The sequence below is a fragment of the Dactylosporangium sp. NPDC000244 genome, from assembly GCF_040300725.1.
GTDB lineage: Bacteria > Actinomycetota > Actinomycetes > Mycobacteriales > Micromonosporaceae > Dactylosporangium.
On record NZ_JBEPEH010000045.1, the window covers coordinates 87,971 to 112,734 of the forward strand.

Below are 24,764 nucleotides of genomic sequence, written 5' to 3' on the forward strand. Positions count from 1 at the left end.
GCTATTGCCGGGTGAGGCTTCGTCTCCCCCTCTCCGCACCCGCTACCGCGTGAGCCGGGCAGCGAGGAACTTCGGGGCCATCTCGGCGTAGCTGTCGGTGACCAGCTCGGCGACCTCGGTCCAGTCGGTGTGGTCGCCGAGGATGACCGCGGCGACATTGCGGCCCCAGGGCGCTCGGAAGGACGGAAAGCCACGCGCGGTCAGCCCGAGCAGGTCGTCGGCGGGCACCCGGAACGTCATCACGGTCGGCGCCACACCGTCGACCACATACTGCGCGTAGACCGCGAACCGTTGCGGATCAGGCGTGTAGACGTGCGCCACGGTCCGCGTGCGGATCCGCCACCGAACCCCGATCCAGGCCGGCTCCTCGTGGATCTCGGGCAGCTCCCCGCAGATCGTCCGCAGCCGATCGAGAATCTCCGACGGTACGTCCCCAGGTCCCGACACAGCTCGACCCTAACGGTTGCCGCCCACCCTCGCGGCCGCTCCCCGGAGCCCGTGGCCTCTTAATCGAAGTCGAAGATGCTGTGCGTGTCGTAGAAGTGCAGCACGTACCGACACTGCACGCAGATCATGAGCGTCATCCGGTGACTGGTGAAGCCCCAGCGACTGTCCTGACGCGACTCTTCCCGCTGGAAGGCGGTCCCCCTGCACAGCGGGCAGGTCAGCTGGTATGCGGTCATGACCTGACGGTAGCAAGCCGTTGCAGCGGTCCAGCGCTGCTCGCGTCGATGGCACCATAGGCCCGTGCCGATCTCCGTGAACGACTCCCCCAAGGCGCACATCGTCACCGCGCTGCTGCGCGACGGCAACCGGATACTGCTCTGTCACCGATCGCCCCGGCGCCTCCGGTATCCCGACGTCTGGGACCTGCCCGGCGGGCACGTGGAGCCCGGCGAACAGCCTGGCGCGGCACTCGCACGAGAGCTTCGAGAGGAACTGGGCATCGACATCGCGGTGCCGGCGGGCCCGCCCCTGGGGGAAGTTCGCGGCGACACGTTCGACATGCAGATCTGGCTGATCGAAACGTGGACGGGGTCCCCGGCCAACATCGCACCGGAGGAACACGACGCCATCGCGTGGTTCACCGAAGACGCGCTCGAAGCTTTGTCCCTGGCGCACGACGGCCACCTTGCGATGTTCCGGAAGGTTCTCGCCGAGCATCGGCCCTGAGCGCGAAGCGAGCCGGAGACACAGCGGGGGCTCCTCGTGAGAGCCCCCGCCGCCGCGAAACCTCAGCTGCCGGAGGTGAACAGCTGCCGGATCTCGTCCGCGCTCAGCGCGCGGTCGTACAGGTGGACCTGGTCGACGGTGCCGTCGAGGTAGTCCACCGGGTTGCCGCCGTACTTGCCGCGCCCGATCACGGTGTTGCCCGTCGGGCCGGCCTGGGGCAGGCAGGCGCTCGCGGTCCCGGCCAGTTCGCCGTCGACGTACAGGCGCAGCTCACCCTTCACCGTGTCGCGCACGCCGACCAGGTGGTACCACTGGCCCACGTTCGGCTTCACCGGCGCCAGGGCCCGCACACCCGCGAAGCTCATCGCGAAGCGCTGGTCCGCGCCCGAGTACTGCAGGTAGAAGTCGCTGTTCGAGGGCCCGTCCTGGCTGACGACCGTCTGGAAGGCGCCGTCGGCCTTGTCGAGCTTCACCCACGCCGCAGCGGAGTAGTCCGAGGCGGTGTTCAGCAGCGGCTTGCCGGCGTCGAGGTACTGGTTCGAGCCGTTGAGCGAAACCCCGTTGCCGTTGTGGCCGGTGACGAACGCGGCCCCGCCGACCAGCGTGGCGTCGTTGTGGCCGGCGGCGTCGGCCGCGACCGTCCCGTCCGTCTCGTCCAGCGGGTAGAACACGACGCCGGTGAGGCCGGGCGTGCCGGGCGGCGGCTGCGGGACGTTCGCCGCCGAGCCGTCGGCGTCCTTGATGATCTTCTGGTTGATGGCTTTGACCTGCTTGAGGTCCATCTTGGTGACCTGGCGGTCGTAGGTGAAGAAGCCGTTGAGCTCGGCCTCGACGTCGGTGATCTGGGTGTAGATCGAGCCGCTGATCCCGCACGACTTGGCGGACGTGATGACGGCCTGCTGGTTCTCGACGTACTTGCGGGTGAGGGTGGCCGAGTCCGGCTCCATCTCGTAGGCCTGCCCGTCGCCGAACCACATGTGGTTGGACGTCTTGAGGCCGAACCCGCCGTGCTCACCGTCGATCGCCACCCGGTTGCCCGACGGCGAAGGTGACGCCGGCCCGAGGTACTGATGGAAGTCGATCACATCGCCGCGACCTGAGTCGCCGTGGGAGTTGCAGCAGTTCACGCCGCTGTGGGCGTCGACGAGCCGGGTCGGGTCCTGGGCCTTGACGTCGTCGGCGATGCGGCCCGTGGCGGCGCGGTCCCACTCGCCCCAGCCCTCGTTGAACGGCACCCACGCCACGACCGAGGTGAACGAGCTGTGCTCGCGCACCATCTCGTGCAGCTCCGACTCGAACTGCCCGCGCCAGGCCTCCGGGATCGGCCCGGTGTTCGCGGCCGGCATGTCCTGCCAGATCATGAGGCCGAGCTTGTCCGCCCAGTAGTACCAGCGGTCGGGCTCCACCTTGATGTGCTTGCGCACCGCGTTGAACCCCATCGCCTTGTCCTGCTCGAGGTCCCACTTCAGCGCGGCGTCGGTCGGCGCGGTGTAGAGCCCGTCGGGCCAGAAGCCCTGGTCGAGGTTCGCGAGGTTGAACAGGATCTTGCCGTTGAGCGTGATCCGCAGCTTGCCGTCGGCGCCCGGAGCCGTGCCGATCTGCCGCATGCCGAAGTAGGAGCCCACGGTGTCGACGGTCTTGTTGCCGTCGAGCAGGGTGACCTGCAGGTCATAGAGGAACGGGTTGTCGGGCGACCAGAGCTTCGGATTCGGTACCGGCAGCCGCAGCTCGGTCCCGGCGGCGCCCGTCACCGTGCCGACGACCTTGCCGCCGTTCTTGGCGACCGCCTTGACCTTCAGGTTCGTCCCGCCCGCGACGGCCGCGGTGAGCTTGAGCGCGCCGCCGGCCACGTCGGGCGTGGTGGACAGGCCGCTGATGGAGGCGGCGGGCACCGGCTCCATCCAGACCGTGCGCCAGATGCCGGAGCTGCCCTGGTAGAAGATCCCGTGGTCGGAGTTGCGCCGCTGCTTGCCGATGGGCTGGCCGGTCGCGTCTGTGAGGTCCTCGGCCCACACGATGAGCTCCTGCGGCCCGGTGCCCTGCAGCGCGTCGGTCACGTCGACGTCGAAGCCGTCGTACCCGCCCCGGTGCGTGGCCACCTGCGTGCCGTTGACGTAGACCTTGGCGTCGTAGTCCACGGCACCGAAGTGCAGCTGGAGCCGCTGCCCGGCCCAGGTCTTGGGCACCGTGAAGGTCCGCCGGTACCACATGCGGTCCTCGTGCCGCTGGATGCCCGACAGCGCGGACTCGATCGGGTACGGCACCAGCACCCGCTCCCCGAGGCTCTGTCCGGTGGGGACAGCCTGGTTCACGTCGGCGCGGGCGAACTCCCACACGCCGTTGAGGTTCTGCCACTTGTCCCGGGTCAGCTGCGGCCGCGGGTATTCGGGCAGCGCGTTGTCGGGCCCGACCTTACTCGTCCACTTGGTCGCGAGCGGCGGGATGCCCACGTGCCAGGCGGGTGAGTTGTCCGGCGGCGGGGCGGCACCCGCTCCGGCCGGGATGGCCAGCACGGCCGCGAGCGCGGCGGCGCCGGCGGCCATGAATTGGCCAAGTCGTCTGTCCAGTCTTCGCATGGCGGGGTGCCCCTTCGACGTTGGGGAGCGGTGAAGAGTGCACTCATCTGAACAAATATGCTCAGCAATCGTCAAGAGACGCCGGTAACTACGTTCCAATCGAACACATTCACACAAGCCATGGCACGGTACCCTGGCGCGATGTCGGAGCATGACATCGAGGACCTGGTCCACGCATCGATCCTCATCCTGGACCGGAACCGGGCCCCGCGGCTGCGCGACTGGTGCACGGCCCTGTACGCGTTCCAGCGCACCCACGACTGCTCGCACACCATGGGACGGGTCGAGGACATCCTGCTGCGGTGCGGGCACACGTACCGCTTCCCGCTCGAGGAATTCCCCGAGTACGCGCACCTCACCGACGAGTTCACCGAGCTCGGCGAGTACGACGAGGAGGACCCCGACGAGGGCGTGCGGGACGGCTACGTGCGCCCGCCGTGGCTGTACTGCGAGGCCGGCACCCGCATGTGGCGGCGGATGGTCGACGAGGGACGCCTGCGCGGGGCCGACGCCCAGCCGCCCCGCCCGGCCGAGCTCATCGACGTCGTGGCGGCGGTGGCCGAGGCGGCCGAGCGCGACGGCGACGTCGAGCTCATCGCGATGTGGTGGGGCCTCGGCCACCAGACGCTCGTCGGCGGCACCCCGTTCGGGCCGGAGGACCTCGGGGAGATCCCGGCGGTGCGGCGCCTGCGGGAGGTCGTCGAGCGCTCCGGGGCCTACGCCTTCGAGCTTCCGGACGGCTTCCGCCCCACGGAGGACGAGCTCGAGACGCTGGACGACGAGCTCGAGACGTGGTGGTACCGCATCCCGGCCTGAAAACGTCGGTATTACCGCGTGAACCGGCCCGCCTCCGCGCCCGCCAGCCGCCCGGGCGGGAGCCGCCGCCCGCAGACCGCCAGCAGCAGGTCCTGGGCCGCGCCCCGCACGGGCGAGCCGGTGCCGTGGTGCCAGTCGAGGTCGGTGGCCTCCAGGCGTACGCCGGCGAGGTCCACCCCGAAGAAGGCGACGTTGCGCGGGCTCATGCCGCCCAGCACGATCGCCAGCCGATCGGGCGGCACCCGCCGGTCCAGCCCGAGCCCCTCGGTGATGTCGAGGCCGTGGATGACCTCGTGGGACAGCGCCCCGGCCGGCCCGCCGCCGGGCGGGGTCCACGGGTGCCGCGCGTTGTCGCGCACGGCGGCGACGAGCGCGTCCGGGCTCATCCGGGCGGCGTCGCGCCGGGCGGTGCGGTCGGCCATGCGGTTGAAGCTGAACCCGGACCGCACCAGCTCGGCGACGGTCCGGCCCGTCGAGGAGCGGAACGGCTGCGTGGTGTGCGCGACGACCTCCCGCACCCGCCAGCCCGCGCACAGCGTCGGCGCGTCCCACTGCGCGGTCGTCAGCTCGTCGTAGAGGTCCGCGAGCTCCGTGCGCTCGTGCTCGATCGCTTGGAACTCGATCGCTTCGAAAATGTCCATGTCGAAGATACGGGCCGGACAGGGCAGACTCATCGGGTGCGGCTGGACGAATTTCGCATCGAGCTGACCGGGTACTGCTACCGCATGCTCGGCTCCGGCTTCGAGGCCGAGGACGCCGTGCAGGAGACCCTCCTGCGGGCGTGGCGCTCCGCCGATCGCTACGACGAGCGGATCGGGTCGTTGCGCACGTGGGTGTACCGCATCGCCACCAACGTCTGCGTGGACATGCTGCGCAGTGCCCAGCGCCGGGCCCTGGCGATGGACCTCGGTCCGCACGCGCGCTTCGGCGACGCGCTCGGGCCGCCGCTGGACGACGTGCGGTGGGTGCACCCGATCCCCGACGCGCGCGCCCTGCCCGAGGACTCGGCCGTGCGGCGCGAGACGATCCGGCTCGCGTTCGTGGCGGCGCTGCAGCGGCTGCCCCCGCGCCAGCGGGCCGTGCTCATCCTGCGCGACGTGCTGTGCTGGAGCGCGGAGGAGGTCGCGACGCTGCTCGAGTCGAGTACCGCGTCGGTGACCAGCGCCCTGCAACGCGCCCGGGCGGCCCTGCGCGCGCACCCGCCCGCGCCCGGCGACCCGTGGAAGCCCTCCGACGCGGCCCAGCGCGACCTGCTCGACCGCTACTGCGCCGCCTTCGAGCGCCACGACATCGACGCCCTCGTGGCCCTGCTGCGCGAGGACGCGACCATGTCGATGCCGCCGTTCGCGTGGTGGCTGCGCGGCCGCGCCGACATCCGCCTGGCCCTGTCGGACCCGGAGGCCTCCTGCGCCGGCGCCCGCCTGGTGCCGGCCCGGGCCAACGGCTCCCCCGCGTTCTGGCAGACCCGCCCCGGCCCGGACGGCGTCCACGAGCCGTTCGCCCTGGTGGTCCTCGACGTGGCGGACGACGCGATCGCGGGCATCGTCACCTTCCTGGACGCCCCGCGCCTGGTCACGCTGTTCGACTGAAATCGATCGAGTTCCGTCGCCGGTCCGCTGCGGGCGCCCGGTACGGTGGTGGCCGGAGGTGGGCATGGGCGACGAGGTCCTGGATCCGATCCTCGCCGAGACACTCGGCAGCGCCGCGAACGCCCTGCACGACTGGGGCCGGCAGCGTGGCCTGCGGTACGAGCTCGACCGGCCGCTCACCCACGGGCGCTCCGGCGCCGTCGTCGCCCTCGTGTACGTCACGGACGCGGCCGCCCGGCACACCCGCAAGCTGCTGCTCAAGCTCGACGTCTTCCCCGACGGGCCGGCCTCGGAGTTCCAGCGGCAGCGGGCGGCCCTGGACGAGGCGCCCCCGCCGTTCGCGCGCCGGCACCTCGCCCGGCTCGCGCCCCGCGGCGACGACCTCGTCCCGGTCGGCGACGGCCGGTGGTTCGTGTTCCAGGAGATCGCCGGCAGCGGCGACGAGCCCGACGGCGGCGGCCGCCTCGACGAGCTCGACGTGCTGACGAAGGCGCTGGCCGCGGCGCGGGCCGGCGGCACCCTCGCCGCGACGGGCGCCGGCACCGACGATCCCGTGCGCTGCGACGCCGCGGCGTTCGTCGACGCCTGCGCCGAGGTCACCCGCGCGGTGCTCGACGACTGGGCGGTCGCGGCCGAGGTCGCGTCGCTGACCGCGGCCGAATACGTCGAACGGCACCTGCTCGGGCGCGCCCGGCCGGGCAAGGCCCTGCACACCCTCGCGGCCCGGATCGGCGACGCGCCGATCCGCATCGACGGCGAGCGTGAGGTGCTGCCCAACCCGTTCGCCGCGCTGGCCGCCGGCCGTCCCGGCGGTGACCGCCGAGTTCGGGCGCTGCTCGGCCGCTGCCACGGGGACCTGCACGCCGGCAACATCCTGGTGCCGATGGTCCAGCCGGTCTCCCCGCTGCCGTTCCGCCTGGTCGATCTCGCCAAGTACGAGACCGCCGGGCCCCTCGCCCGGGACCCGGCCGGCCTGCTGCTGTACGTCATCGTGCGCACCCTGCCGGACCTGCCGCCCGCGCAGCGCGGCTCGCTGATCGAGGTCGTCGCCGACCCCGGCACCGGGCACGGGCTGATGCTGCCGGGCTGGCTGCCGGACCTCGTCGCCCGCATCCGCGACGCCGGCGAGCGCTTCGCCAACCGGGCCGGCCTGCTGCCCGAGTGGCGCGCGCAGTGGCCGCTGTCGCTGGCCGCCGCCGCGCTCATCCTCCTCGCCCGGGCCACCACGCCCGCCGACGCGAAGCTGTGGCTGCTCCGGCTCGCCGGCCGGGCCACCGCGGTGCACCTGGGCCCGGGCCCGGATCTCGCGGCGGCCACGACCGGCGAGCCCCGCGTCGTCACGACGCAGACGGTCGGCGGCCTGGTCGCGCCGAAGGAGACGAGCCCGGGGAGGACCTGGGTCGCGTCGTTCTGCCAGCTGCGGACCTACCTCGAGGAGCACGCCGGGGACGACGGGCACGGCGCGGTGCTGGCGCTGCGGGAGGCCGCGGAGGCGGGCGAGGATCGTCACGCGGAGTACCTGGAGTTCGTCCGGTCGGTCGGCGGCCCCGAGCTCACCCTGCGCGGGCCCGGCGACGACCCGACGCCGGACGTCGTCTACGCCTGCCCGATGCGCCGGCCGTGCGACCGCGTGGTGCGGCCCGGCCGGCCCGGCGACCCTCCGCCGTACTGCGCCCTGCGCTCGGGCGGCATGCGGCGCGAGTTCCGATGAGCGGCCTGCCGCCCGCCGAGGCCCGCACCGAGTACGCCCGCCGGCTCCTGGCCCGCTACGCCCGCAGCGGCGACCCCGCCGAGCTGGCCCACGCCGAGACCCTGGCCCGCCGGGTGGTCGCGGACTGCCCCACCGGCGACCCCGGCCGCGGCGACTACCTGTCCAACCTCGCGATCGTGCTCCGCACCCGGTTCGACCGCGAGGGCGACGCGGCCCTGCTGGACGAGTCCATCGCCCTGCAGGAGGAGGCCGTCCGGGCCGCCCCGCCCGGCGATCGCAACGCCGCGGCGCTGCTGGTGAACCTCGCCGTCGCGCTGCGGGTCCGGTTCGGCCACGGCGCCGCGCCGGAGGATCTCGCGCGCGCCGTCGAGCTCGTGCGCCGGGCCGAGCCGGACCTCGACGGGCATCCGCTGGGCGAGGCGCTGCGCGGCGCCGTGCTGGGCGTGCTGCGCACCGCCGCCGAGCACGACCGCGACCCGGCGGTCCTCGCCGAGGCCGTCGCCGCGGTGCGCAATCAGCTCGCCGTCGTGCGCGACCCGGACGAGCGACGCCGGCTGCGGCTCACCGCGAGCGGGCTGTTCCGGCTGCGGTACCAGCGCGGCGGCGCCCCCGAAGACCTCGACCGCGCCGTCACGGAGGCCGAGGAGGCGGCCGCCGGCCTGCCCGACACCCACCCGGACGGCCCGGCCGTGCGCTCGACGCTCGGCGCGGCGCTGGTGCTGCGCTTTCGCCGCCGCGGCGACCTGGACGACCTCGACCGGGCGCTGCCGCTCCTGCGGGCCGCCCTGGAGGACCTGCCGCCGGGACATCCCACCCGGACGTCCGCCGCCACCAATCTCGTCGCCGCGCTGCAGGCCCGATACGAGACGCGCGCCGACCCGGCCGACCTCGACGCGATGATCGAAGCCGGGAAGATCGCGGTGGCGGCCGCACCGCCGGCGGGACCGGTCCGGGTCGCCGCCCTGGCCAACCTCGCCTCGGCGCACGCGGCGCGTGCGGAGAGCCGCGACACGCCCGCCGACCTCGACGCCGCCGTGGACCTGCGGCGCTCGGCCCTCGGCGCGGCACCGGCGCCCGATCAGGTGGCCGCGCTGCACTCCGGGCTCGCGTCGTCGCTGCGGCACCGCTACGAGCGGCGGGGCGACGAGGCGGATCTCGACGCCGCCATCACGTCGGGCGAGGCCGCCGTCGAGGCCGCCCGCGACGGCTCCGCCGAGCGGGGCCGGGCGCTGGCCGACCTGTGCGCGGTGTACCGCACCCGCTACGACCGCCACGGCCGCCATGACGACCTGGAGGCCGCGGTGCGGGCCGGACGCGCGGCGGTCGACGTCACCGCCGAAGACGATCCGGCCCGGGCGCGCCGGCTGTCCACGCTGGGCCTGGCGCTGCTGCGCCTCGCCGGTCACACGGGCTCCGCCGCCGACCTCGACGACGCCGTGGACGCCGGGCGCCGGGCGGTGGCGGCGACCCGGCCCGGCGACCGGATGCACGCCCGGATGCTCGCCAACCTGTCCAACGCGCTGCGGGTCCGCCACGAGCGCACCGGCGACCTCGCCGACCTCGACGAGTCCGTCCTCGATGCCCGGGCCGCGCTCGCCGCCACCCCGGCGGGCGACGCGCTGCGGCCGCGCCGGCTCGCGGCGCTGGCCACCGGGCTGCTGCGCCGGTTCGAGGCGAGCCGCCGCGACGAGGACATCGACGAGGCGATCGTCACGGCCGAGCAGGCGGTCGCGGCCACCGCCGCCGACCACCCGGGCCGCCCCATGCACCTCGCGAACGCCGGCCTCATGCGGTTCCGGCGGTTCGAGGCGTCCGGCGCGCACGAGGACCTCGAGGCCGCCATCGACCGCGACCGGCGGGCCGTGCTCGACACCCCCGACGACCACCCGGACCGGCCCGGCTACCTCTCCAACCTCGTCGTGCCGCTGCTGCGCCGGCACGCGATGCTCGGCGCCGCCGAGGACCTCGAGGCCGCGGTGGCGGCGGCCGGCGCGGCGGTGGCCGGCGACCCGGACTCCGGCGGTCTGCTGTTCAACCTCGGCGCCGCACTTCGCGCCCGCTCCACGCTCGCCGGGGCGCCGCCGGCCGACGCGGAGCGGGACCGGGCCGCCGCGGCCGAGGCCTTCCGCCGCTGTGCACGGCAGCCGGGCACGATGCCCGTGATCCGCGCCGCCGCCGCCATGTACGAGGCGGAGCTGGAGGCCGCCGCCGGGGACTGGGCGGCCGCCGACGCCGCGTACGCCGTCGCGCTGGACCTGCTGCCGGTCCTGGCCGGCCGGCAGCTGGGCTGGGACAGCCGGCACGCGCATCTGGCGCGGCTCGGGGGGCTCGGCACCGACGCCGCCGCGGTGGCGCTGCACCGGGGCGACCCGCTGCGCGCGGTCGCCGTGCTCGAACGGGCCCGGGGCGTCGTGCTCGGGCAGGCCGCCGAGCAGCGCCGCGACCTCGGCGAGCTGCGCCGGACCGACCCCGCCCTCGCCGACGCGTTCGACGAGGTCTGCGCGGTGCTCAACGCCGACACCGCCCCGACCGAGGCGCTGGTGGCGGACCCGGCCACGGTCGCCGCGGCGGCCGGACGGCGCCGGGACGCGGCCGCGAGGTTCGACGGCGTCGTCGCGCGCATCCGCGCGCTGGGCCTGCTCCGCGACCCGGAGCCCGGGGACCTGCTCGCGGCGGCGGCGGCGGGCGGGACGGTGGTCGTCGTCAACGTGTCGCGGTACCGCTGCGATGCCCTGATCCTGCGGCCCGGCGGGGTGGAGCCGGTCCCGCTGCCCGAGCTGCGCCGCGAGGACGTGTCCGCGGATGCCGCCGCCCTGCTGGCCGCGACCGAGGCGAACGACTGGGACAGCAACCCGGCGCTGCGGCGCGTCCTCGGCCGGCTGTGGGACCGCGTCGCCGCTCCGGTCCTCGCCCGGCTGGACCCGGCACCGGGGGCCCGGGTGTGCTGGCTGCCGACCGGGGCGCTCGGCGTGCTGCCGCTGCACGCCGCCGCGCCGGACGACGGCGGGCCCGGGCTGCTCGACCGGACGGTCTCCACCTACACCGCGACCCTGCGCTCACGCATCCACGCGCGCGATGCCGGGGCCGCCGGGACCGAGCCGGCGAGCGCCGCGGCGCCGCTCGTGGTGGCCGTGCCGCACGCCGGCGACCTGCCGCCGCTGCGCCGGGCCACCGAGGAGGGCCGGGTCGTCGCGGGGCGGCTCGGCACCGATGCCGTCATCGCGGACGCGGACGCGAACCCGGACTCGGACTCGGACTCGGACGCGGGCCGCGACGCGGTGCTGAAGCGGCTGCGCGACGCCGACTGGGCCCACTTCGCCTGTCACGCCGTGACGGACGCGGCGGACCCGGCGGCGAGCGCGCTGCTGCTGGCCGACGGGCCGCTGCGGGTCCGCGACATCGGCGCCCTGCCGACCCGGCCGCGCCGCCTCGCGTATCTGTCCGCCTGCACGACCGCGCTCGCCGGCGGCCTGCTGGCCGACGAGGCCATGCACATCTCCTCGATCTTCCAGCTGACCGGGTTCCGCCACGTGGTCGGCACCCTGTGGCGGGTCGGCGACGACGCGGCGCACGACCTCGCCGCCGACGTCTACGGGCGGCTCGGGGCCGGCGCGGCGCCGGCGGAGGCGGTGAACGCGGCCGCGCGCGAGCAGCGGGACCGCTACCCCCGCAGCCCGATGCTCTGGGCCGGCCTGGTGCACCTCGGGCCCTGACCCGCTCAGGGTCCGAATCAGGGTCCGAAGTGGACGTGCGACGCCCACAGGGCGATGGCGGACGGGTGGCGGCGCCGGAGGTCGAGCACGACGCCGTGCAGCGCGCTCGCCGGGTCCGCGCCGGCGTCCACCGCCGCGTAGAACGCCTCGGCGATGTCCGGCGCCGCGTCGTCCGAGACCGGCCACAGCGTGCCGACGACGTGGCGGAACCCGGCGAGCTGGAGCCCGGACGCGACGTGGATCGACTCGTCCAGCAGCACGGTGCCGCCGAACGCGGTCGCGCACGCCGACAGGTAGGCCAGCTCGCCGCGCGGCACGCTGAGCGCCGCGAGCTCGGGAACGCTCAGCGAGCCGGCGTGCACCTCCAGCCGGCCCCGGCCCGGGTTGGTCGCATCGGTGACGGCATGGCAGGCGAAGTGGGCGTGCGTCGCGTCGGGCAGCGCGGCCCGCACCGCCGGGGCGCTCGCCGCCGCGTCGATCAGCGGCGTGGACCCGAGCCGCAGCGCCACGTCCCGGGCCTCCGCGGCGGCCAGGCGCAGCCGCGGCAGCCCGGCCGCTTCGCCGACCCCGACGACGACCGCCCGCCGTACCGCGCCGGACCCGGCGCGGGCGCGCTGATGGCGCAGCGTCGCCACGGTCGGCGTGTACGACGACACGACGTGGTCGAGCGCCACCGCGTGGATCGGGAGCAGGGCGAGCGGCCCGGTCGGCATCCACCACACCCGCGGCCACGGCGAGCCGGGCGGCGGGGTGCCCGCGTGGCCGAGGTGGCGCAGCACCGGCTCGCCGATCGCGGACCGGAGCCAGGCCAGCACGTCCGCGCGCCGCCGGCCGGCCGCGACCGGGTCCGGGTCCGACTCGCTCGCCAGCAGCGCGTTGACGTTGGCCACGACCTCGTCCTCGGTCGCCTCCAGCCGCACCTCGCCGGCGCCCTCCGCGGTCAGGGTCAGCGCCACGACGCCGGCCGCGGTGACGATGAGCGCCACGACGGTGCCGCCCGCGGCCGCCGCGCGCAGCTCGTCGAAGGTCGGCGGGCGGCCGAACCGCTCCAGCCCCGGCCGCCGGCGGATCCGTTCCAGCAGTGCCGTCCACCGCTCGGCCGCCCTCCGGCGCTCGGCGCCCCGGCGGGCCGCCTCCAGCGCCGGCAGCAGCGCGCTGTCGTCGCCGGAGGGCGCGTGGAGCACCGCCCGCAGCCGCTCCAGCTCGGCGTGCAGCTGCGGGTCGAGCCGTTCGAGCAGCCCGTCGTCCGCGCGGGTCTGCAGCGACTGGGCCAGCAGGACGCCCCGGCCGGCCTCCAGCGCGGCCCACGCGCCCGGCAGGTCGCCGCAGTGGACGGCGGCCGCGGCCGCCTCCGGGCCGAGGCCGTTGAGCAGCTCCAGGTGCCGCCGCCGGTCCACGGGCGACAGCGCCCGGTCGACGAGCGCGGGCAGGAGCTCCAGCACCCCCGCCCAGGCGTCCCGGGCCCGATCCCACCGTCCGGTGCGCCCGGCGAGCCGGGCCAGCGCCCGGCCCTGCAAGGCCCGGCGCAGCGCGGGTGCGGAGCCTCCCGCAGCCCCCTCCGCGAATGCGGCGAACGCGCGATCGAGGGTGGCGGCGGAACCGTCGCGGGCGTGGGTGCGGACCAGAATCTGCGCGAGGTTGCCGAGCCGGGAGGCGCGATAGACGCTCTCCGGCGGGGTCGCGGCGACCGCCTCCTCGCTCGCCGCGAGGGCCCGGTCCAGATCCTCGGGCCGCCCGTCGCGCTCGAACAGCATGAGCGTGGCCGCCGCGAGGTTGTTGGCCAGCCGCGGCCGGTCGGGGTGGCCGGCGGTGGCCGCGTGCAGCGCCTCGGCCGCCAGGTCCACGCCGGCGCGCGGGTCGCCGCCGGTCTCCTCGGCCAGCGCGAGCGTCGCGTTGCTCAGGTTCGACAGCGCGGTGGCGCGCTCCGCGTGCCCGGCCGACGTCGCCGCGACCGCGGCCCGGCCGGCGAGCACCGCCCCCTCGAGGTCGACGACCCGGCCGTCGCGGTCGTAGCGATCCTTGAGGAATCCGCACAGGTTCGCCCGGTGCAGGCCCTCGTCGGCGCCGATCCGCGCGGCGGCGTCGGCGGCCTGCGCGGCGTAGTCGACGGCCTGGTCGAGGTCGGCGAGGGCGCCGGCGTCCTCGAACCGGCCGTGCAGCGCGTTGGCCAGGTGGGCGAGGTAGGCGGGGCGCTGCACGTGGCCCGGCGGCGTCGCCCGGACGGCCGCGGACGCGAGGTCCACCGCCGAGTCGAGGTCGGCGCGCCGGCCGAGCACCTCGAACCGCAGCCGGAGCGCGTTGCTCAGCGTCGACAGGACCCGCGCCCGGTCGGGGCTGCCCTCGGGCGCCAGGGCGGTGGCCCGCTCGGCCGCCGCGACCGTGTCCCGCAGGTCGGCCGGGTCGCCGCCGGCCGCGAACCGCGCGTTGTGCGCCAGGGCCAGCGCGGTCAGGATGATCGGCAGGTCCGGGTCGCCGTCGCGCGCCGCGTCCACCGCCGCCGCCGTGGCCTCGACCGCCGCGTCGTAGTCGGACGGGCCGCCGGCGAGCTCGGCCCGGTGGCGCCGCAGCGTGCCCAGGTTCGACAGGTAGCCGGGGAGCTTCGGGTGGCCCTCCGGCACTCCCCCGACCGCGGCCTCGAGCAGCTCGATCGCCACGTCGAGATCGGCGGGGTCGCGGTCGCGGTCGAAGCGGTCCCGCAGCGCGGCGGAGAGGTTGGAGCGGTAGGCCGACGCGTCCGGGTCGGTGTCGTGCGCGGCGTCCACGGCCGCGGCGCCGGCCTCGATCGACCGGCGCAGGTCGTCGGCGTCGCCCGTGAGCAGGTACCGCTGCCGCAGGCCGATGCCGAGGTTGGACAGGTGCCCGGCGCGCGACGGGCTGCCGTCCGGCACCCGGGCCAGCACCGCCTCGCCGAGCGCGATCGCCTCGCCGAGGTCGTCCGGGTCGCCGAACCGGTCGTAGCGGGCCTGCAGCGCGGAGGACAGGCTCGAACGGTAGGTCACGTCCCGCGGATCGTCCGGCGGCGAGGCGGCGAGGGCGGCCCGGCCGTGCTCGACGGCGGCGGCCAGATCGGCGTCGCGGCCGAGGGTCTCGTACCGCAGCCGCAGCGCCGCCCCGAGATTGCCCTCGGCGGCCGGGAGTACTTCGGCGGCGGCCACCCGCACGGCCTCCGACCCGGCCGCGACGGCCTCGTCCACCGCGCTCACGTCGCCGGTGGCCCGGAACCGGTTCTGCTGGGCGCTGCACAGGTTCACCAGGTAGACGGCGCGCTGGGGGCCGCTGCCCCGCGCCGCCGCCTCGCGCAGGAGCCGGATCGCCCGGTCGAGCAGCGCCGGTGTGCGGCCCGACCGGCTCGTGAGGAGCCGAGCGGCCTCGGCGCTCCAGGCATCGGGGTCGGTGCCGGCCGGCGGCACGGTGCGGGCCAGGCCCTCGTGCATCGACGGCGGGACCTGGTCGGGCGCCCAGGGGAACACGAGACCGAGCCAGTGCGCGGCCCGGTCCAGGTCCGCCTCGTCCTCGCCCTCGGGCAGGTGCAGGTACCGCAGCCAGTGCCCCAGCCCGATCAGCAACGCGGTGTCGAGGTCGTCCGGGTCCACGCCGAGCGCGGCGCGCCGCAGCACGGCCAGCGCGGCGGGGTCCAGTACGACATCCGGTTCTTCGCTCCCGGCCGCCCGTTCCAACCAGCTGCGCAGCTCGTCCATCCCGTGGCCGCTCCTGTACGAGTCCGGCTTGCCGTCGTCCGACCTTGCCCGACCTGTGCGCGCACCGTCAACCGCTCGCGGCCGGGCACCCGATCGTGGAGGGGAACGTCAACCGGAGGTGGCCATGATCCGCTCCCGCCTCGCGACGGCCGGCCGCGCCGCCGTGCGCGCCCTGGCCGTCGTGGCGGCCGTGCTGCAGGGCCTCGACCTGCCCGACGGGCGCGCGGCCTGGGTGCTGCGGCTGCTGACCGTGGCCGCGTCGGTCGCGGCGGCCGTCGATGGACTCCGGCACCTTGGCCGGTCCCGCGACGGCACGGTACAACGGAGACACCCGACGAGCGCGGAGGAGGTGCCCGGTGCCGGAGGAGACGCCGGCGGCACAGCCGCGGCCGGACCGGATCGCTGATCGGCACGGCTTCGCCCGCGAGCTGGGCCTCCTGCGCGACGGAGCCGGCCTGACCATCCGCGACGTCGCCGCCCGCAGCGGCGTCCCGGCGAGCACCCTGGGCGGCTACTTCGCCGGCACGCACCTGCCGGGCCGATCGCCGGCCGGGCAGTTCGAGCGGATCCTCGCGGCCTGTGGCGCCACCGATCCGGCCGTCGTCGCGCAGTGGCTCCTCGGGCTGCGCCGCGCCCGGCGGGGCCAGCCACCCGCGCCACCACCCGCGCCGCCGCCGGCCGCGAGCCCTCCGGCCGCCGCCGAGTCCGACGGCGCGATGGACACGCCGGCCGTGGTCTCGACCCGGGCGCCGACGGAGCGGCTGAACCGGCAGCCGGGCATCCGCGGCCGGGCGTCGCTGCTGGCGCGGCTGGAACGGGATCTCGACCAGCCTCCCACCGGCGACCCGGCCGCGCGGGTGCACGTGCTGCACGGGCTCGGCGGGTCGGGCAAGAGCACCGTGGCGCTCGCGCTCGCCCGCGCCGCCGAGCGCCGCGGCGTCACCGTGTGGTGGGTCTCGGCCGTCCGCCCGGCACTGTTCACGACCGGCATGCACGCCGTCGCCATCGACCTCGGCGCCACGCCCGACGAGCTGCGCGTCGGCAGCCTGCCGGACCAGGTGTGGCGGCGGCTGGCGGGGCACGACCGGCCGTGGCTGCTGGTCGTGGACGACGTCGACGATCCGCGGGCGGTGCTGAGCCTCCCGGGCGCCGAGGTCACCGACGGCAATGGCTGGCTGCGGCCGATCGCCGGCGGCCACGGCGCGGTCGTCGTCACCACCCGCGACGGCGGCGGGCGGACCTGGGCCGGCGGCGAGCCGCCCTGGTTCGAGCTGCACCCGGTGCCCTCCCTCGACGCGGCGCTGGGCGGGGAGGTGCTGCAGGAGCTGGCCGGGCCGGCGGCGGGCCCGGCGGACGCGGCGCGGCGCCTCGCCCACCGGCTGGGCGGGTTGCCGCTGGCCCTCGGGATCGCCGGGCGATACCTGGGCGAGGTCGCCACCATGCCGCCGGGCCTCGCCGGCGGCAACGAGGTGCGGACGTTCGACGACTACGCGGCCGCCCTGGACCGCGCCGGCCCGCTGCGCCTGCTCGACGAGGACGAGGACGAAGGCGCCGCCGGTCCCGGGCACGGCCGCACTCGCGAGATCGTCGGGCGGACCTGGGAACTGTCGCTGGATCTGCTGGCCTCGCGCGGTCTGCCCCAGGCCCGTCCGGTGCTGCGGCTGCTGTCGTGCCTGCGCCCGGCCGCCGTGCCCCCGAGCCTGCTGCGCGCCGACGTCCTGGCGGCCCACGCGCCGTTCGCCGGGCTGACCCCGCGGCGGTTGTGGCGGGCCGTGCGCGGGCTCACCGACGTCGGGCTCCTCGATCCCGGCGGCGACCCGGCGGGCGAGACGCTGCTGATGCATCCGCTGGTCCGGGAGGCGTCGCGGCGCAACGACGACGTCGACGGCGATCCGGACACCTACCTCGCCGCGCTCGTCGCGCTGCTGCGGGCGGCGGTGCAGGACCTCGACCCGAAGCACCCGGCCTCCTGGTCGACCTGGTCGGCCCTGGCCGAGCACTGCGGCGCTCCCCTGGACCTGATCCGCGACCACCGGATCGCGCCGCCCGGCACCGGCCCCGACGTGCTCGAGCCGGCGCTGCTCGCGGTGCGCTACCTGCGGGCCGCCGGGCAGAGCCGCCGCGCCCGGGCCCAGGCCGCGGCGCTGATCGCCGAGGCCGGTCCGGTCGTCGGGCGCACCGACGCGACGGTGCTCGCGCTGCGCAACGAGCTCGGCCGGTCCATGTACGACACCGGCGAGTACAACCCCGCCAAGCGGGAGCTGCACGCGACGCTCGCGGCCCGGCGCCGGCTGCTCGGCCCGGAGCATCCCGACACCATGACGACCGCGCACTATCTCGGCCGGGTCCTGCGCGACGACGGGCAGCTCACCGACGCCGAGCGGGTGTTCCGGGAGGTGCTCGAGCAGCGCCGCCGGGTCCTCGGCGAGGAGCACCTCGACACGCTCACGAGCCTCAACAACGTCGGCGACGTCATGCGGGCCCAGGGCCGGCTCGACGCGGCCGGGCAGGTGCTCGGGCACGTCCTGCACGCCCGTCGCCGGCGGCTGGGGGCGGATCACCCGGCGTCGCTCGTCACGCTGTTCCACCTGGCCCGGCTGCGCCGCGACCGCGGCGAGCTGGCGGCGGCCGAGGCCGAGTTCGAGTCGCTCGCGGCGACCAGCGGCCGGGTCCTCGGCGAGGACCATCCGCGGACCCTCAACGCGTTGCAGGGCCTCGCCGACGTCCGCCACGGGCTCGGGCGCGCCGCCGAGGCCGAGGCGCTGACCCGGGAGGTGCTCGCCCGGCGGGCGCGGACGCTTGGGCCGGAGCACCCGGCGACGCTCGTGTCGCGGCACCGCCTGGCGCTGACCCGGCGGGATCTCGGCGACGACGCCGCGGCGCGCGCCGGGCTCGAGGAGGTGCTGGCCGCCCGCCGCCGGGTGCTCAGCCGCGGGCATCCGGCGACCGCGCGTGCCGCGGCCGACCTGGAGGCGCCGGCCTGATCAGCCGGCGCCCGCGTGGGTCTTGGCGATCTGCGCGAGGTTCACCCGGGACTGGATGCCGAGCTTGCCGAAGATGCGCCGTAGGTGGAAGTTGACGGTGTGGGTCGAGATCCCGAGGCGGCGGGCGATCTGCCGGTTGGTCAGCGCCCGGCCGACGAGGGCGGCGACCTCCCGCTCGCGGCAGGTCAGACCGGCCCAGGCCGGGGCCGCCGCCCGCTGGGCTTCCGGCGGGGCTCCCGGTAGGGCTCCCGGCACGATCAGCACGACGATCAGCTTCATACCACCAGCGAAGCGGACCGGCGGGCCAGCCGGACAGCGGCGCGCGGATCCCCGGACACGCTCGTACGAGCGTCGTACGGGGCCGCGCGCCGCTGCGTGCTACGGCAGCGTCCAGCGCTGGTTGGCGCCGGCGAAGCAGTCCCAGATCTGCAGCCGCGCGCCGTCGGCGGAGCTGTTGTCGCTCACGTCGAGGCAACGGCCCGACGCGGTGTTCACGAGGGTGCTGTTGCCGCTGTTGTACTGCCACTTCTGCGCGCCGGTACCGTTGCAGTCCCACAGCTGGATCTTCGTGCCGTTGGCGGTGCCGGCCGAGGTGACGTCCATGCACTTGCCGAGCGCGCGCAGGGATCCGTCCGACGCCACCGTCCAGTTCTGAGCGGTCGTGCCGTTGCAGGTGTACAGCTGGATCGCCGCCCCGTTCGCCGTGGACGCCGCAGCGACGTCCGCGCACTTGCCCGCGAGGCCCGTGATGCGCCCGGTGCGGCCCGCCGGCGGGGTGGTCGGCGGCGGGGTGCCGCCCGTCGCCGTCTCGTAGGCCGCGCTGATCAGCGAGTTGGCGCCGGTCGCGTCCTGCGAGAGCTCCCAGAACATGATGCCGCCGCCGTTGGCCATGGCCCACTGGGTCTTGCGGCGCACGGTACCGAGGCCGTTGTAGCACTCGTTGGAGCCGTTGATGGTGACGCAGTCGCGGTTGGCGTTGGCCGGGTCCCGCGAGACCAGGTCGGCGTAGGTGAGGTAGCTCGGCCGCGAGTAGATCGGCACCCCGATGACGGCCTTGCTCGCGGGCAGGCCGCGGCCCTTCCAGAAGTTCACGGCGGCGACGGACCAGTCGTAGTTGGCGTGCGGGCTGCCGCCGTCGTACGTCATGATGTTGAGCCAGTCGACGTAGCCGAACACGGCCGGCTGCACCCCGTTGGCGGTGCCGCCCTCGGAGACCACGGCGGCGGTGAGCAGCTTGCCGCGGCTGTGCATCGCGGTGCTCAGCTGGGACATGAGCGCGGTGTAGTTGTTGCCGGACGTGCCCGGGTCCGGGTACTCCCAGTCGATGTCGACGCCGTCGAGGTTGTACTGGTTGACGAGGTTGACGACGTTGTTGACGAACGCGGTCCGGGCGGTGGCGTTGCCGGCCAGGGTCTCGAAGGCGGAGTCGTTGCCGTCGTTCCAGCCGCCGATCGACAGCGACACCTTGGTGTTCGCGGCGTGGCCGAGCGAGACGATCTGCTGCAGCTTGGACGGGTTGTCCACGGCGCCGAGGCTGCCGTTGCCGTTGGGCAGGACGAAGGCGTAGTTGACGTGGGTCAGCTTGCTGTACTGGATCGCGGTGGCGCTGCCGGCCCAGGACGGCATGTACCCGATGCTGCGGAAGCCGTTCGGCAGCGTGGCGGCGCTGGCGGACGGCTGGACGGCGAAGGCCACGGCGGCGCCGGCGGCGACCGTGACCGCCGCGATGGCTAGGGCGGATCGGCGCATAGGGGCTCCTTCGGGTGTGGGGGTGAGCCTCTTGGCCAGGGACGATAGGAAAGTTAACTGTCAGTTGTCAATGCGCGTCTTAGTTCAAGTCGCATATTGACGATGCGGTGCGCACCACATAGCCTCCGATAGATCTGTTAAGTAACCTCACTAATCCGCCTGGGAGGTAAGCAGATGCGAAGGCTCAGGTCATTGGCGTCCGCCGCGCTGATGGCAACGATCGCCGCGACCGGCCTGCTCGTGGTGGCGTCACCCGGCGCCGCGCAGGCCGCGGTCGTGTGGAACGAGGACTTCAGCGGGGCGTCCGGCCAGGGCGTCGACACGTCGAAGTGGAACTTCGACACCGGTGGCGGGGGCTTCGGCAACTCCGAGCTGGAGTACTACAACAGCGGCACCAGCAACGTGTACCAGGATGGCCAGGGGCACCTGGTCATCGAGGCCCGGCGCGAGAGCGGCGGGCGCACCTGCTGGTACGGCACGTGCCAGTGGACCTCCGGGCGCATCCAGACGGCCGGGAAGTTCACCCAGCAGTACGGCCGCGTCGAGGCCCGCATCCAGGTGCCGAAGGGCAACGGGCTGTGGCCGGCGTTCTGGATGCTCGGCGGCAGCAACTGGCCGGGCGACGGCGAGATCGACATCATGGAGAACGTGGGCCGCGACCCGAACACGGTCTACGGCACCATCCACGGCCCCGGGTACTCCGGCGGCAACGCGGTCGGCGGCACCCGCAACATCGGCCAGGCGCTCGGCAACGCGTACCACGTGTTCGCCGTCGACTGGTCGCCGAACCTCATCGTCTGGACGATCGACGGCTCGGAGTACTTCCGCGCCACTCCCGCCAGCACCCGCGGCAACCCGTGGGTGTACGACCACCCGTTCTTCATCATCCTCAACCTGGCCGTCGGCGGGAACTTCCCCGGCAGCCCCGACGGCTCCACCCCGTCGGTGAACCGCATGCTCGTCGACTACGTGCACGTCAGCACGACGAGCACCCCACCGCCGGGCGGCAACGCGCTGCGCGGCAACGAGAGCGGCCGCTGCATCGACGTGCCGTCGGCGAACCCGGTCGACGGGGCGCGGCTGCAGGTGTACGACTGCAACGGCACCACCGCCCAGCAGTGGACGATCGGCTCGGACGGCACCGTGCGGGCGCTGGGCAAGTGCATGGACGCGGCCGCCGCCGGCACCGCGAACGGCACCGCGATCCAGCTCTACACCTGCAACGGCACCGCCGCCCAGCGGTTCACCCTGACCGCCGCGGGCGACCTGGTGAACACCAACGCCAACAAGTGCGTCGACGTGGCCGGGCACGGCACCGCCAACGGCTCGCAGCTGCAGCTGTGGGACTGCACCGGCGGCGGCAACCAGAAGTGGACCCGGGTCTAGGTTTCGCCAAATTGCCGTGGCCCGGGACTCCCGGGCCACGGTACAACCTCCCTATGACGACACTCGATGCGCTCGAAGGCCTGCACGGCGCCGTGGCCGTGCGCGACGGCTCGATCGTGCTGGAGCACTACGGTTCCGGGCCGGACAGCACCTGGGGCCAGCCGCTCGGCGTCATAGACTTCGGACCCGGGACGCTGCACGACATCAGGTCGATGACCAAGAGCATCACGGCGCTGTTGTACGGCATCGCGCTCGCCGAGCGCCGGGTGCCGGACCCGTCCGAGCCATTGCTGCGGTACTTCCCGCGCTACCCCGACCTCGCCGCCGAGCCCGAACGCGCCCGCCTCACCGTCGAGCATGCGCTCACCATGTCGCTGGGCCTGCAGTGGCGCGAGGACCTGCCCTACACCAGCCCGGACAACGCCGAGATCGCGATGGAGCTGGCGCCCGACCGCTACCGGTACGTCCTGTCCCGCCCCGTGCTGGAGCCGCCCGGCACCCGCTGGTCCTACTGCGGCGGCGCGACGGCCCTCCTCGGCGCGCTCATCGCCGACGGGACCGGGGTCGCGTTGCCCGAGTACGCCCGCGCGAAGCTCTTCGACCCGCTCGGCATCGACGCCTTCGAGTGGATCGCCGGCCCCGACGGCGTCCCGTCGGCGGCGTCGGGCCTGCGGCTGACCCCGCGCTCGCTGGTCCGCCTCGGCGAGCTGGTCCTGGCCGAGGGCGCCGGCATCGTCCCCGCGGCATGGGTGCGCGCCATGCTGGAGCCCCGCCTGCCGAACTCGTGGGGCGGGGAGTACGGCTACCAGTGGTACATCGAGCCGGTCGACGGCCACCGGATGTGGGCCGCCATGGGCAACGGGGGCCAGCGCCTCTTCATCCTGCCGGAGCTGCGCCTGGTCGTCGCCGTGACCGCGGGGAACTATGACGGGGACGAGCAGTGGAAGACCCCGCTCGCCGTGCTGCGGCAGTTCGTGCTGCCCGCGGTCGCCGGCTCTCCGCCTGCCTGATCGCCGGTTCTCCGCCCGCTCGTTCGCCGGTTCCCCGCCCACTCGTTCGCCGGTTCTCCGCTCGCTCGTTCGCCGGTTCTCCGCTCGCTCGTTCCGTTTCCCGCTCCCTCGTTCGCCGGTTCCCCGCCCGCTCGTTCCGTTTCCCGCCCCCTCGCTCGCCGGTTTTCCGCCCCCTCGTTCGTCCGTTTCGCGCGCGCCCGATCGTCGTAATAGGAGGAGGACTGTTCGCTCACCGTCAGGAGGGAAACGATGACGCTTCCGGAGATCGTCTCGCGGGACGAGTGGCTCGCGGCGCGGCTTGCGCTGCTGGAGCGGGAGAAGGAGGCCCGGCGCGAGCTGGACCGCATCAACACCGAGCGGCGACGGTTGCCGATGGTGCGGGTAGCCAAGCCGTACCGCTTCCACGGCGCCGAGGGCCCGGCCGGCCTCGCGGACCTGTTCGCGGGGCGGGCGCAGCTCATCGTGCAGCACGTGATGTTCGACCCGGAGTGGGACGCGGCCTGCCCCTCCTGCACCGCGAGCATCGACGAGATCGCCCCGGCACTGCTGGAGCACCTGCACAACCGCAGCACCACATTCGTACTCGTGTCCCGGGCGCCCCACGCGAAGCTCGCCGCCTACGCCGCGACGCGCGGCTGGGACATCCCGTGGTACTCCTCCCACGGCGACGACTTCAACTTCGACTTCGACGTGTCGTTCGACGAGGCGGTGAAGCCGGCCGTGTACAACTACCGCGCACTGCCTGTGATCGGCTCGCCGGAGCTCCCCGGGTTCAGCTGCTTCCTCACCGACGGTGACGACGTGTTCCACACCTACTCGACATACGCCCGCGGCACCGACTTCGGCGGCGCGTACGCGCTGCTGGACCTGACCGCGCTCGGGCGGCAGGAGGAGTGGGAGGAGCCGAAGGGACGGGCCGGGCACGCGCGCTCGGCCGTGCCCGATTTCGCCCCGTAGCTCTGGCGCCGGCCCTGCCGGGCCTGGTTCCCGGCGGGGCGGCTCCCACCTCGGGTCCGCTGCGCCCGCCGGGGTCCGCCGCGCCCGCCCGCCTCCGCGCCTCCGCCCCGCCCGCCGCGTCCGCGTCCGCCCTGCCCGCCGCGTCCGCCCCGCCCACCGCGTCCGCGTCCGCCCCGCCCGCCGCGTCCGCCTCCGCCCGCCCGCCGGGGTTCGCCGCGTCCGCCGCCGCCTCCGCTCCGCCGGCCGCGCCCGCCGCGCCCACCGAGGTCCGCCGCACCCGCCCGCCTCCGCCGGATCGACAGGGTCCGCCGCGCGGACCTGGAATCGGGGAAACTCTCCCGGTGGAGCACGTGACCTACCCGAAGATCCCCGCCGTGCTGGCGAACGCCTCCGCGGCCGGCCCGTGGATCGCCACCGAGAAGATCCACGGTGCACAGCTAGTAATCGCCTACGACGGGACGGCGCTGCGGGTCGGCAAACGCAAGGCGTGGCTGCGCGATGACGAAGCGTTCTTCGGCTGGCAACTGCTGCGCTCGACGCTGGAACGAGCCGCCCGAGCCGCCCTCGGCCGCGGGGGCACGTCGGTGCGGCTCTACGGCGAGCTGTACGGCGGCCATTACCCCGGCGCCGACCCGGTCCCCGGGGCCAGTCCGGTGCAGACGGGCGTCTGGTACAGCCCCGGCATCCGGTTCGCCCTGTTCGACGCGGTCACCGACGACGGACCGGTGTGGTTGTACGCCGACCTCGCCGCGATCGCCGCCGAATCGGGCGTGGATGTCGTACCGCTGCTCGCCCGCGGCACCAGGTCCACAGTGGACGCCGTGCCGATCCGCTTCCCGACCCGGGTTCCGGCGCTGCACGGCCTGCCGCCGCTGGACGGCAACCTCGCCGAGGGGCTCGTCCTGCGCCCCGACGCGCGCCTGCCGCTGGCGACCCGCCCCGTCCTCAAGCGCAAGATCCCCGAGTTCGACGAGGCCCGCTTCGCCGAGGCCCAGCCGTGGGACCCGCACATCTCCCCCACCGCCGTCGCCCCGCTCGCCGCGACCCTGGTGAACCCGGCCCGCGTGGCGAGCGCCCGCTCCAAGGTCGGCCCCGACGACCCCGCGGCGCTGGAGGAGGAGCTGGTCCTGGACGTGATGGTCGACCTGGTGGACGCGTACCCGATGCTGCAGTCGCGCGACGACCTGGAGGCCCTTGTGCGCTCCGCGGTGGTGGCACGTTTCCGGGATTCGACGGCCGCCGGGACTCCGTAACGTATTCCTCAACAGCGACGCAAACAGCGACAACGACTTCCAGGGGAGACCGCAATGAGCGACTACGACATGGGCGACACGGGTCACGGCGACGTCGACTACGGCCACTACGAGGCCGGTCAGGAGCAGGGCTCGCTGGACCAGCTGCA

The 24,764-nt window shown here is 74.8% G+C and carries 18 protein-coding genes; 11 read left to right on the top strand and 7 right to left on the bottom strand.

Annotation, left to right across the window (positions count from 1 at the left end; all coding sequences use genetic code 11):
• Positions 1-42: 42 nt before the first annotated feature.
• Together ABT369_RS46730 and ABT369_RS46735 are read right to left on the bottom strand one after the other, a co-directional pair.
• Positions 43-447 carry an MmcQ/YjbR family DNA-binding protein gene (locus ABT369_RS46730; RefSeq protein ID WP_350623133.1) on the bottom strand — a complete coding sequence of 135 codons (405 nt, stop codon included), beginning with the start codon at positions 445-447 and terminating at the stop codon, positions 43-45.
• A gap of 59 nt (positions 448-506) precedes the next feature.
• Complete coding sequence (locus ABT369_RS46735; protein WP_350623135.1) at positions 507-683, bottom strand: hypothetical protein; 177 nt, start codon at positions 681-683, stop codon at positions 507-509.
• Positions 684-747: 64 nt separating this feature from the next.
• Between ABT369_RS46735 and ABT369_RS46740 the strand changes: the two genes are divergently transcribed.
• On the top strand, positions 748-1,173 hold the full coding sequence (locus ABT369_RS46740; RefSeq protein ID WP_350623137.1) for an NUDIX domain-containing protein: 426 nt from the start codon (positions 748-750) through the stop codon (positions 1,171-1,173).
• Positions 1,174-1,235: 62 nt separating this feature from the next.
• On the opposite strand, the gene ABT369_RS46745 is transcribed toward ABT369_RS46740, so the two are convergent.
• Entirely contained in the window at positions 1,236-3,749 is a 2,514-nt protein-coding gene (locus ABT369_RS46745; RefSeq protein ID WP_350623139.1) for a LamG-like jellyroll fold domain-containing protein, read from the bottom strand.
• Between the two features lie 141 nt (positions 3,750-3,890).
• On the opposite strand from ABT369_RS46745, the gene ABT369_RS46750 reads away from it, so the two are divergent.
• Complete coding sequence (locus ABT369_RS46750) at positions 3,891-4,565, top strand: hypothetical protein (RefSeq protein ID WP_350623141.1); 675 nt, start codon at positions 3,891-3,893, stop codon at positions 4,563-4,565.
• Between the two features lie 11 nt (positions 4,566-4,576).
• Here the strand turns inward: ABT369_RS46750 and ABT369_RS46755 are convergent, their stop codons facing one another.
• The gene (locus tag ABT369_RS46755) at positions 4,577-5,206 is read right to left on the bottom strand and encodes a maleylpyruvate isomerase family mycothiol-dependent enzyme (protein ID WP_350623143.1); all 630 of its coding nucleotides are present in this window, start codon (positions 5,204-5,206) and stop codon (positions 4,577-4,579) included.
• Here ABT369_RS46755 and ABT369_RS46760 point away from each other — a divergent pair.
• The 3 genes from ABT369_RS46760 (at position 5,165) to ABT369_RS46770 (ending at position 11,578) form a co-directional block, all read left to right on the top strand.
• Complete coding sequence (locus ABT369_RS46760) at positions 5,165-6,154, top strand: sigma-70 family RNA polymerase sigma factor (protein ID WP_350623144.1); 990 nt, start codon at positions 5,165-5,167, stop codon at positions 6,152-6,154. The genes ABT369_RS46755 and ABT369_RS46760 overlap by 42 nt on opposite strands.
• A 64-nt stretch (positions 6,155-6,218) precedes the next feature.
• Positions 6,219-7,865, top strand: coding sequence for a hypothetical protein (locus ABT369_RS46765; protein ID WP_350623146.1), 1,647 nt, complete (start codon positions 6,219-6,221; stop codon positions 7,863-7,865).
• The gene (locus ABT369_RS46770; RefSeq protein WP_350623148.1) at positions 7,862-11,578 is read left to right on the top strand and encodes a CHAT domain-containing protein; all 3,717 of its coding nucleotides are present in this window, start codon (positions 7,862-7,864) and stop codon (positions 11,576-11,578) included. Before ABT369_RS46765 ends, ABT369_RS46770 begins: the two co-directional genes overlap by 4 nt.
• 17 nt (positions 11,579-11,595) lie before the next feature.
• Here ABT369_RS46770 and ABT369_RS46775 read toward each other — a convergent pair whose 3' ends face one another.
• Positions 11,596-15,276: a CHAT domain-containing protein gene (locus ABT369_RS46775; protein WP_350623150.1), complete on the bottom strand. Its 3,681-nt coding sequence runs from the start codon at positions 15,274-15,276 to the stop codon at positions 11,596-11,598.
• A 124-nt stretch (positions 15,277-15,400) separates the two neighbouring features.
• Here ABT369_RS46775 and ABT369_RS46780 point away from each other — a divergent pair, with 124 nt between their 5' ends.
• Together ABT369_RS46780 and fxsT are read left to right on the top strand one after the other, a co-directional pair.
• Positions 15,401-15,682, top strand: coding sequence for a hypothetical protein (locus tag ABT369_RS46780; RefSeq protein WP_350623152.1), 282 nt, complete (start codon positions 15,401-15,403; stop codon positions 15,680-15,682).
• Complete coding sequence (gene fxsT, locus ABT369_RS46785) at positions 15,633-18,260, top strand: FxSxx-COOH system tetratricopeptide repeat protein (protein ID WP_350623154.1); 2,628 nt, start codon at positions 15,633-15,635, stop codon at positions 18,258-18,260. Before ABT369_RS46780 ends, fxsT begins: the two co-directional genes overlap by 50 nt.
• Here the strand turns inward: fxsT and ABT369_RS46790 are convergent, their stop codons facing one another.
• Both ABT369_RS46790 and ABT369_RS46795 read right to left on the bottom strand, forming a co-directional pair.
• Positions 18,261-18,539, bottom strand: coding sequence for a helix-turn-helix domain-containing protein (locus ABT369_RS46790; protein WP_350623156.1), 279 nt, complete (start codon positions 18,537-18,539; stop codon positions 18,261-18,263). It lies immediately after the preceding gene.
• 99 nt (positions 18,540-18,638) lie between these two features.
• Positions 18,639-20,009, bottom strand: a complete 1,371-nt coding sequence (locus ABT369_RS46795) for a glycosyl hydrolase family 18 protein (protein ID WP_350623158.1) — start codon at positions 20,007-20,009, stop codon at positions 18,639-18,641.
• A gap of 174 nt (positions 20,010-20,183) precedes the next feature.
• Between ABT369_RS46795 and ABT369_RS46800 the strand changes: the two genes are divergently transcribed.
• From ABT369_RS46800 to ABT369_RS46815, 4 genes are all read left to right on the top strand, one after another.
• The gene (locus tag ABT369_RS46800) at positions 20,184-21,395 is read left to right on the top strand and encodes a ricin-type beta-trefoil lectin domain protein (protein ID WP_350623160.1); all 1,212 of its coding nucleotides are present in this window, start codon (positions 20,184-20,186) and stop codon (positions 21,393-21,395) included.
• A 53-nt stretch (positions 21,396-21,448) separates the two neighbouring features.
• Positions 21,449-22,405, top strand: coding sequence for a serine hydrolase domain-containing protein (locus tag ABT369_RS46805; protein ID WP_350623162.1), 957 nt, complete (start codon positions 21,449-21,451; stop codon positions 22,403-22,405).
• A 249-nt stretch (positions 22,406-22,654) separates the two neighbouring features.
• Positions 22,655-23,362, top strand: coding sequence for a DUF899 domain-containing protein (locus tag ABT369_RS46810; RefSeq protein WP_350623164.1), 708 nt, complete (start codon positions 22,655-22,657; stop codon positions 23,360-23,362).
• A 341-nt stretch (positions 23,363-23,703) separates the two neighbouring features.
• Entirely contained in the window at positions 23,704-24,615 is a 912-nt protein-coding gene (locus ABT369_RS46815) for an RNA ligase family protein (RefSeq protein ID WP_350623166.1), read from the top strand.
• The last annotated feature ends 149 nt before the right edge of the window (positions 24,616-24,764 follow it).

What these genes read in the sequence shown, in the direction of transcription:
- ABT369_RS46735 (WP_350623135.1), bottom strand. Translation starts at nt 683, where the DNA reads ATGACCGCATACCAGCTGACCTGCCCGCTGTGCAGGGGGACCGCCTTC.
- ABT369_RS46745 (WP_350623139.1), bottom strand. Translation starts at nt 3,749, where the DNA reads ATGCGAAGACTGGACAGACGACTTGGCCAATTCATGGCCGCCGGCGCC.
- ABT369_RS46750 (WP_350623141.1), top strand. Translation starts at nt 3,891, where the DNA reads ATGTCGGAGCATGACATCGAGGACCTGGTCCACGCATCGATCCTCATC.
- ABT369_RS46755 (WP_350623143.1), bottom strand. Translation starts at nt 5,206, where the DNA reads ATGGACATTTTCGAAGCGATCGAGTTCCAAGCGATCGAGCACGAGCGC.
- ABT369_RS46765 (WP_350623146.1), top strand. Translation starts at nt 6,219, where the DNA reads ATGGGCGACGAGGTCCTGGATCCGATCCTCGCCGAGACACTCGGCAGC.
- ABT369_RS46770 (WP_350623148.1), top strand. Translation starts at nt 7,862, where the DNA reads ATGAGCGGCCTGCCGCCCGCCGAGGCCCGCACCGAGTACGCCCGCCGG.
- ABT369_RS46775 (WP_350623150.1), bottom strand. Translation starts at nt 15,276, where the DNA reads ATGGACGAGCTGCGCAGCTGGTTGGAACGGGCGGCCGGGAGCGAAGAA.
- ABT369_RS46780 (WP_350623152.1), top strand. Translation starts at nt 15,401, where the DNA reads ATGATCCGCTCCCGCCTCGCGACGGCCGGCCGCGCCGCCGTGCGCGCC.
- ABT369_RS46790 (WP_350623156.1), bottom strand. Translation starts at nt 18,539, where the DNA reads ATGAAGCTGATCGTCGTGCTGATCGTGCCGGGAGCCCTACCGGGAGCC.
- ABT369_RS46795 (WP_350623158.1), bottom strand. Translation starts at nt 20,009, where the DNA reads ATGCGCCGATCCGCCCTAGCCATCGCGGCGGTCACGGTCGCCGCCGGC.
- ABT369_RS46800 (WP_350623160.1), top strand. Translation starts at nt 20,184, where the DNA reads ATGCGAAGGCTCAGGTCATTGGCGTCCGCCGCGCTGATGGCAACGATC.
- ABT369_RS46805 (WP_350623162.1), top strand. Translation starts at nt 21,449, where the DNA reads ATGACGACACTCGATGCGCTCGAAGGCCTGCACGGCGCCGTGGCCGTG.
- ABT369_RS46810 (WP_350623164.1), top strand. Translation starts at nt 22,655, where the DNA reads ATGACGCTTCCGGAGATCGTCTCGCGGGACGAGTGGCTCGCGGCGCGG.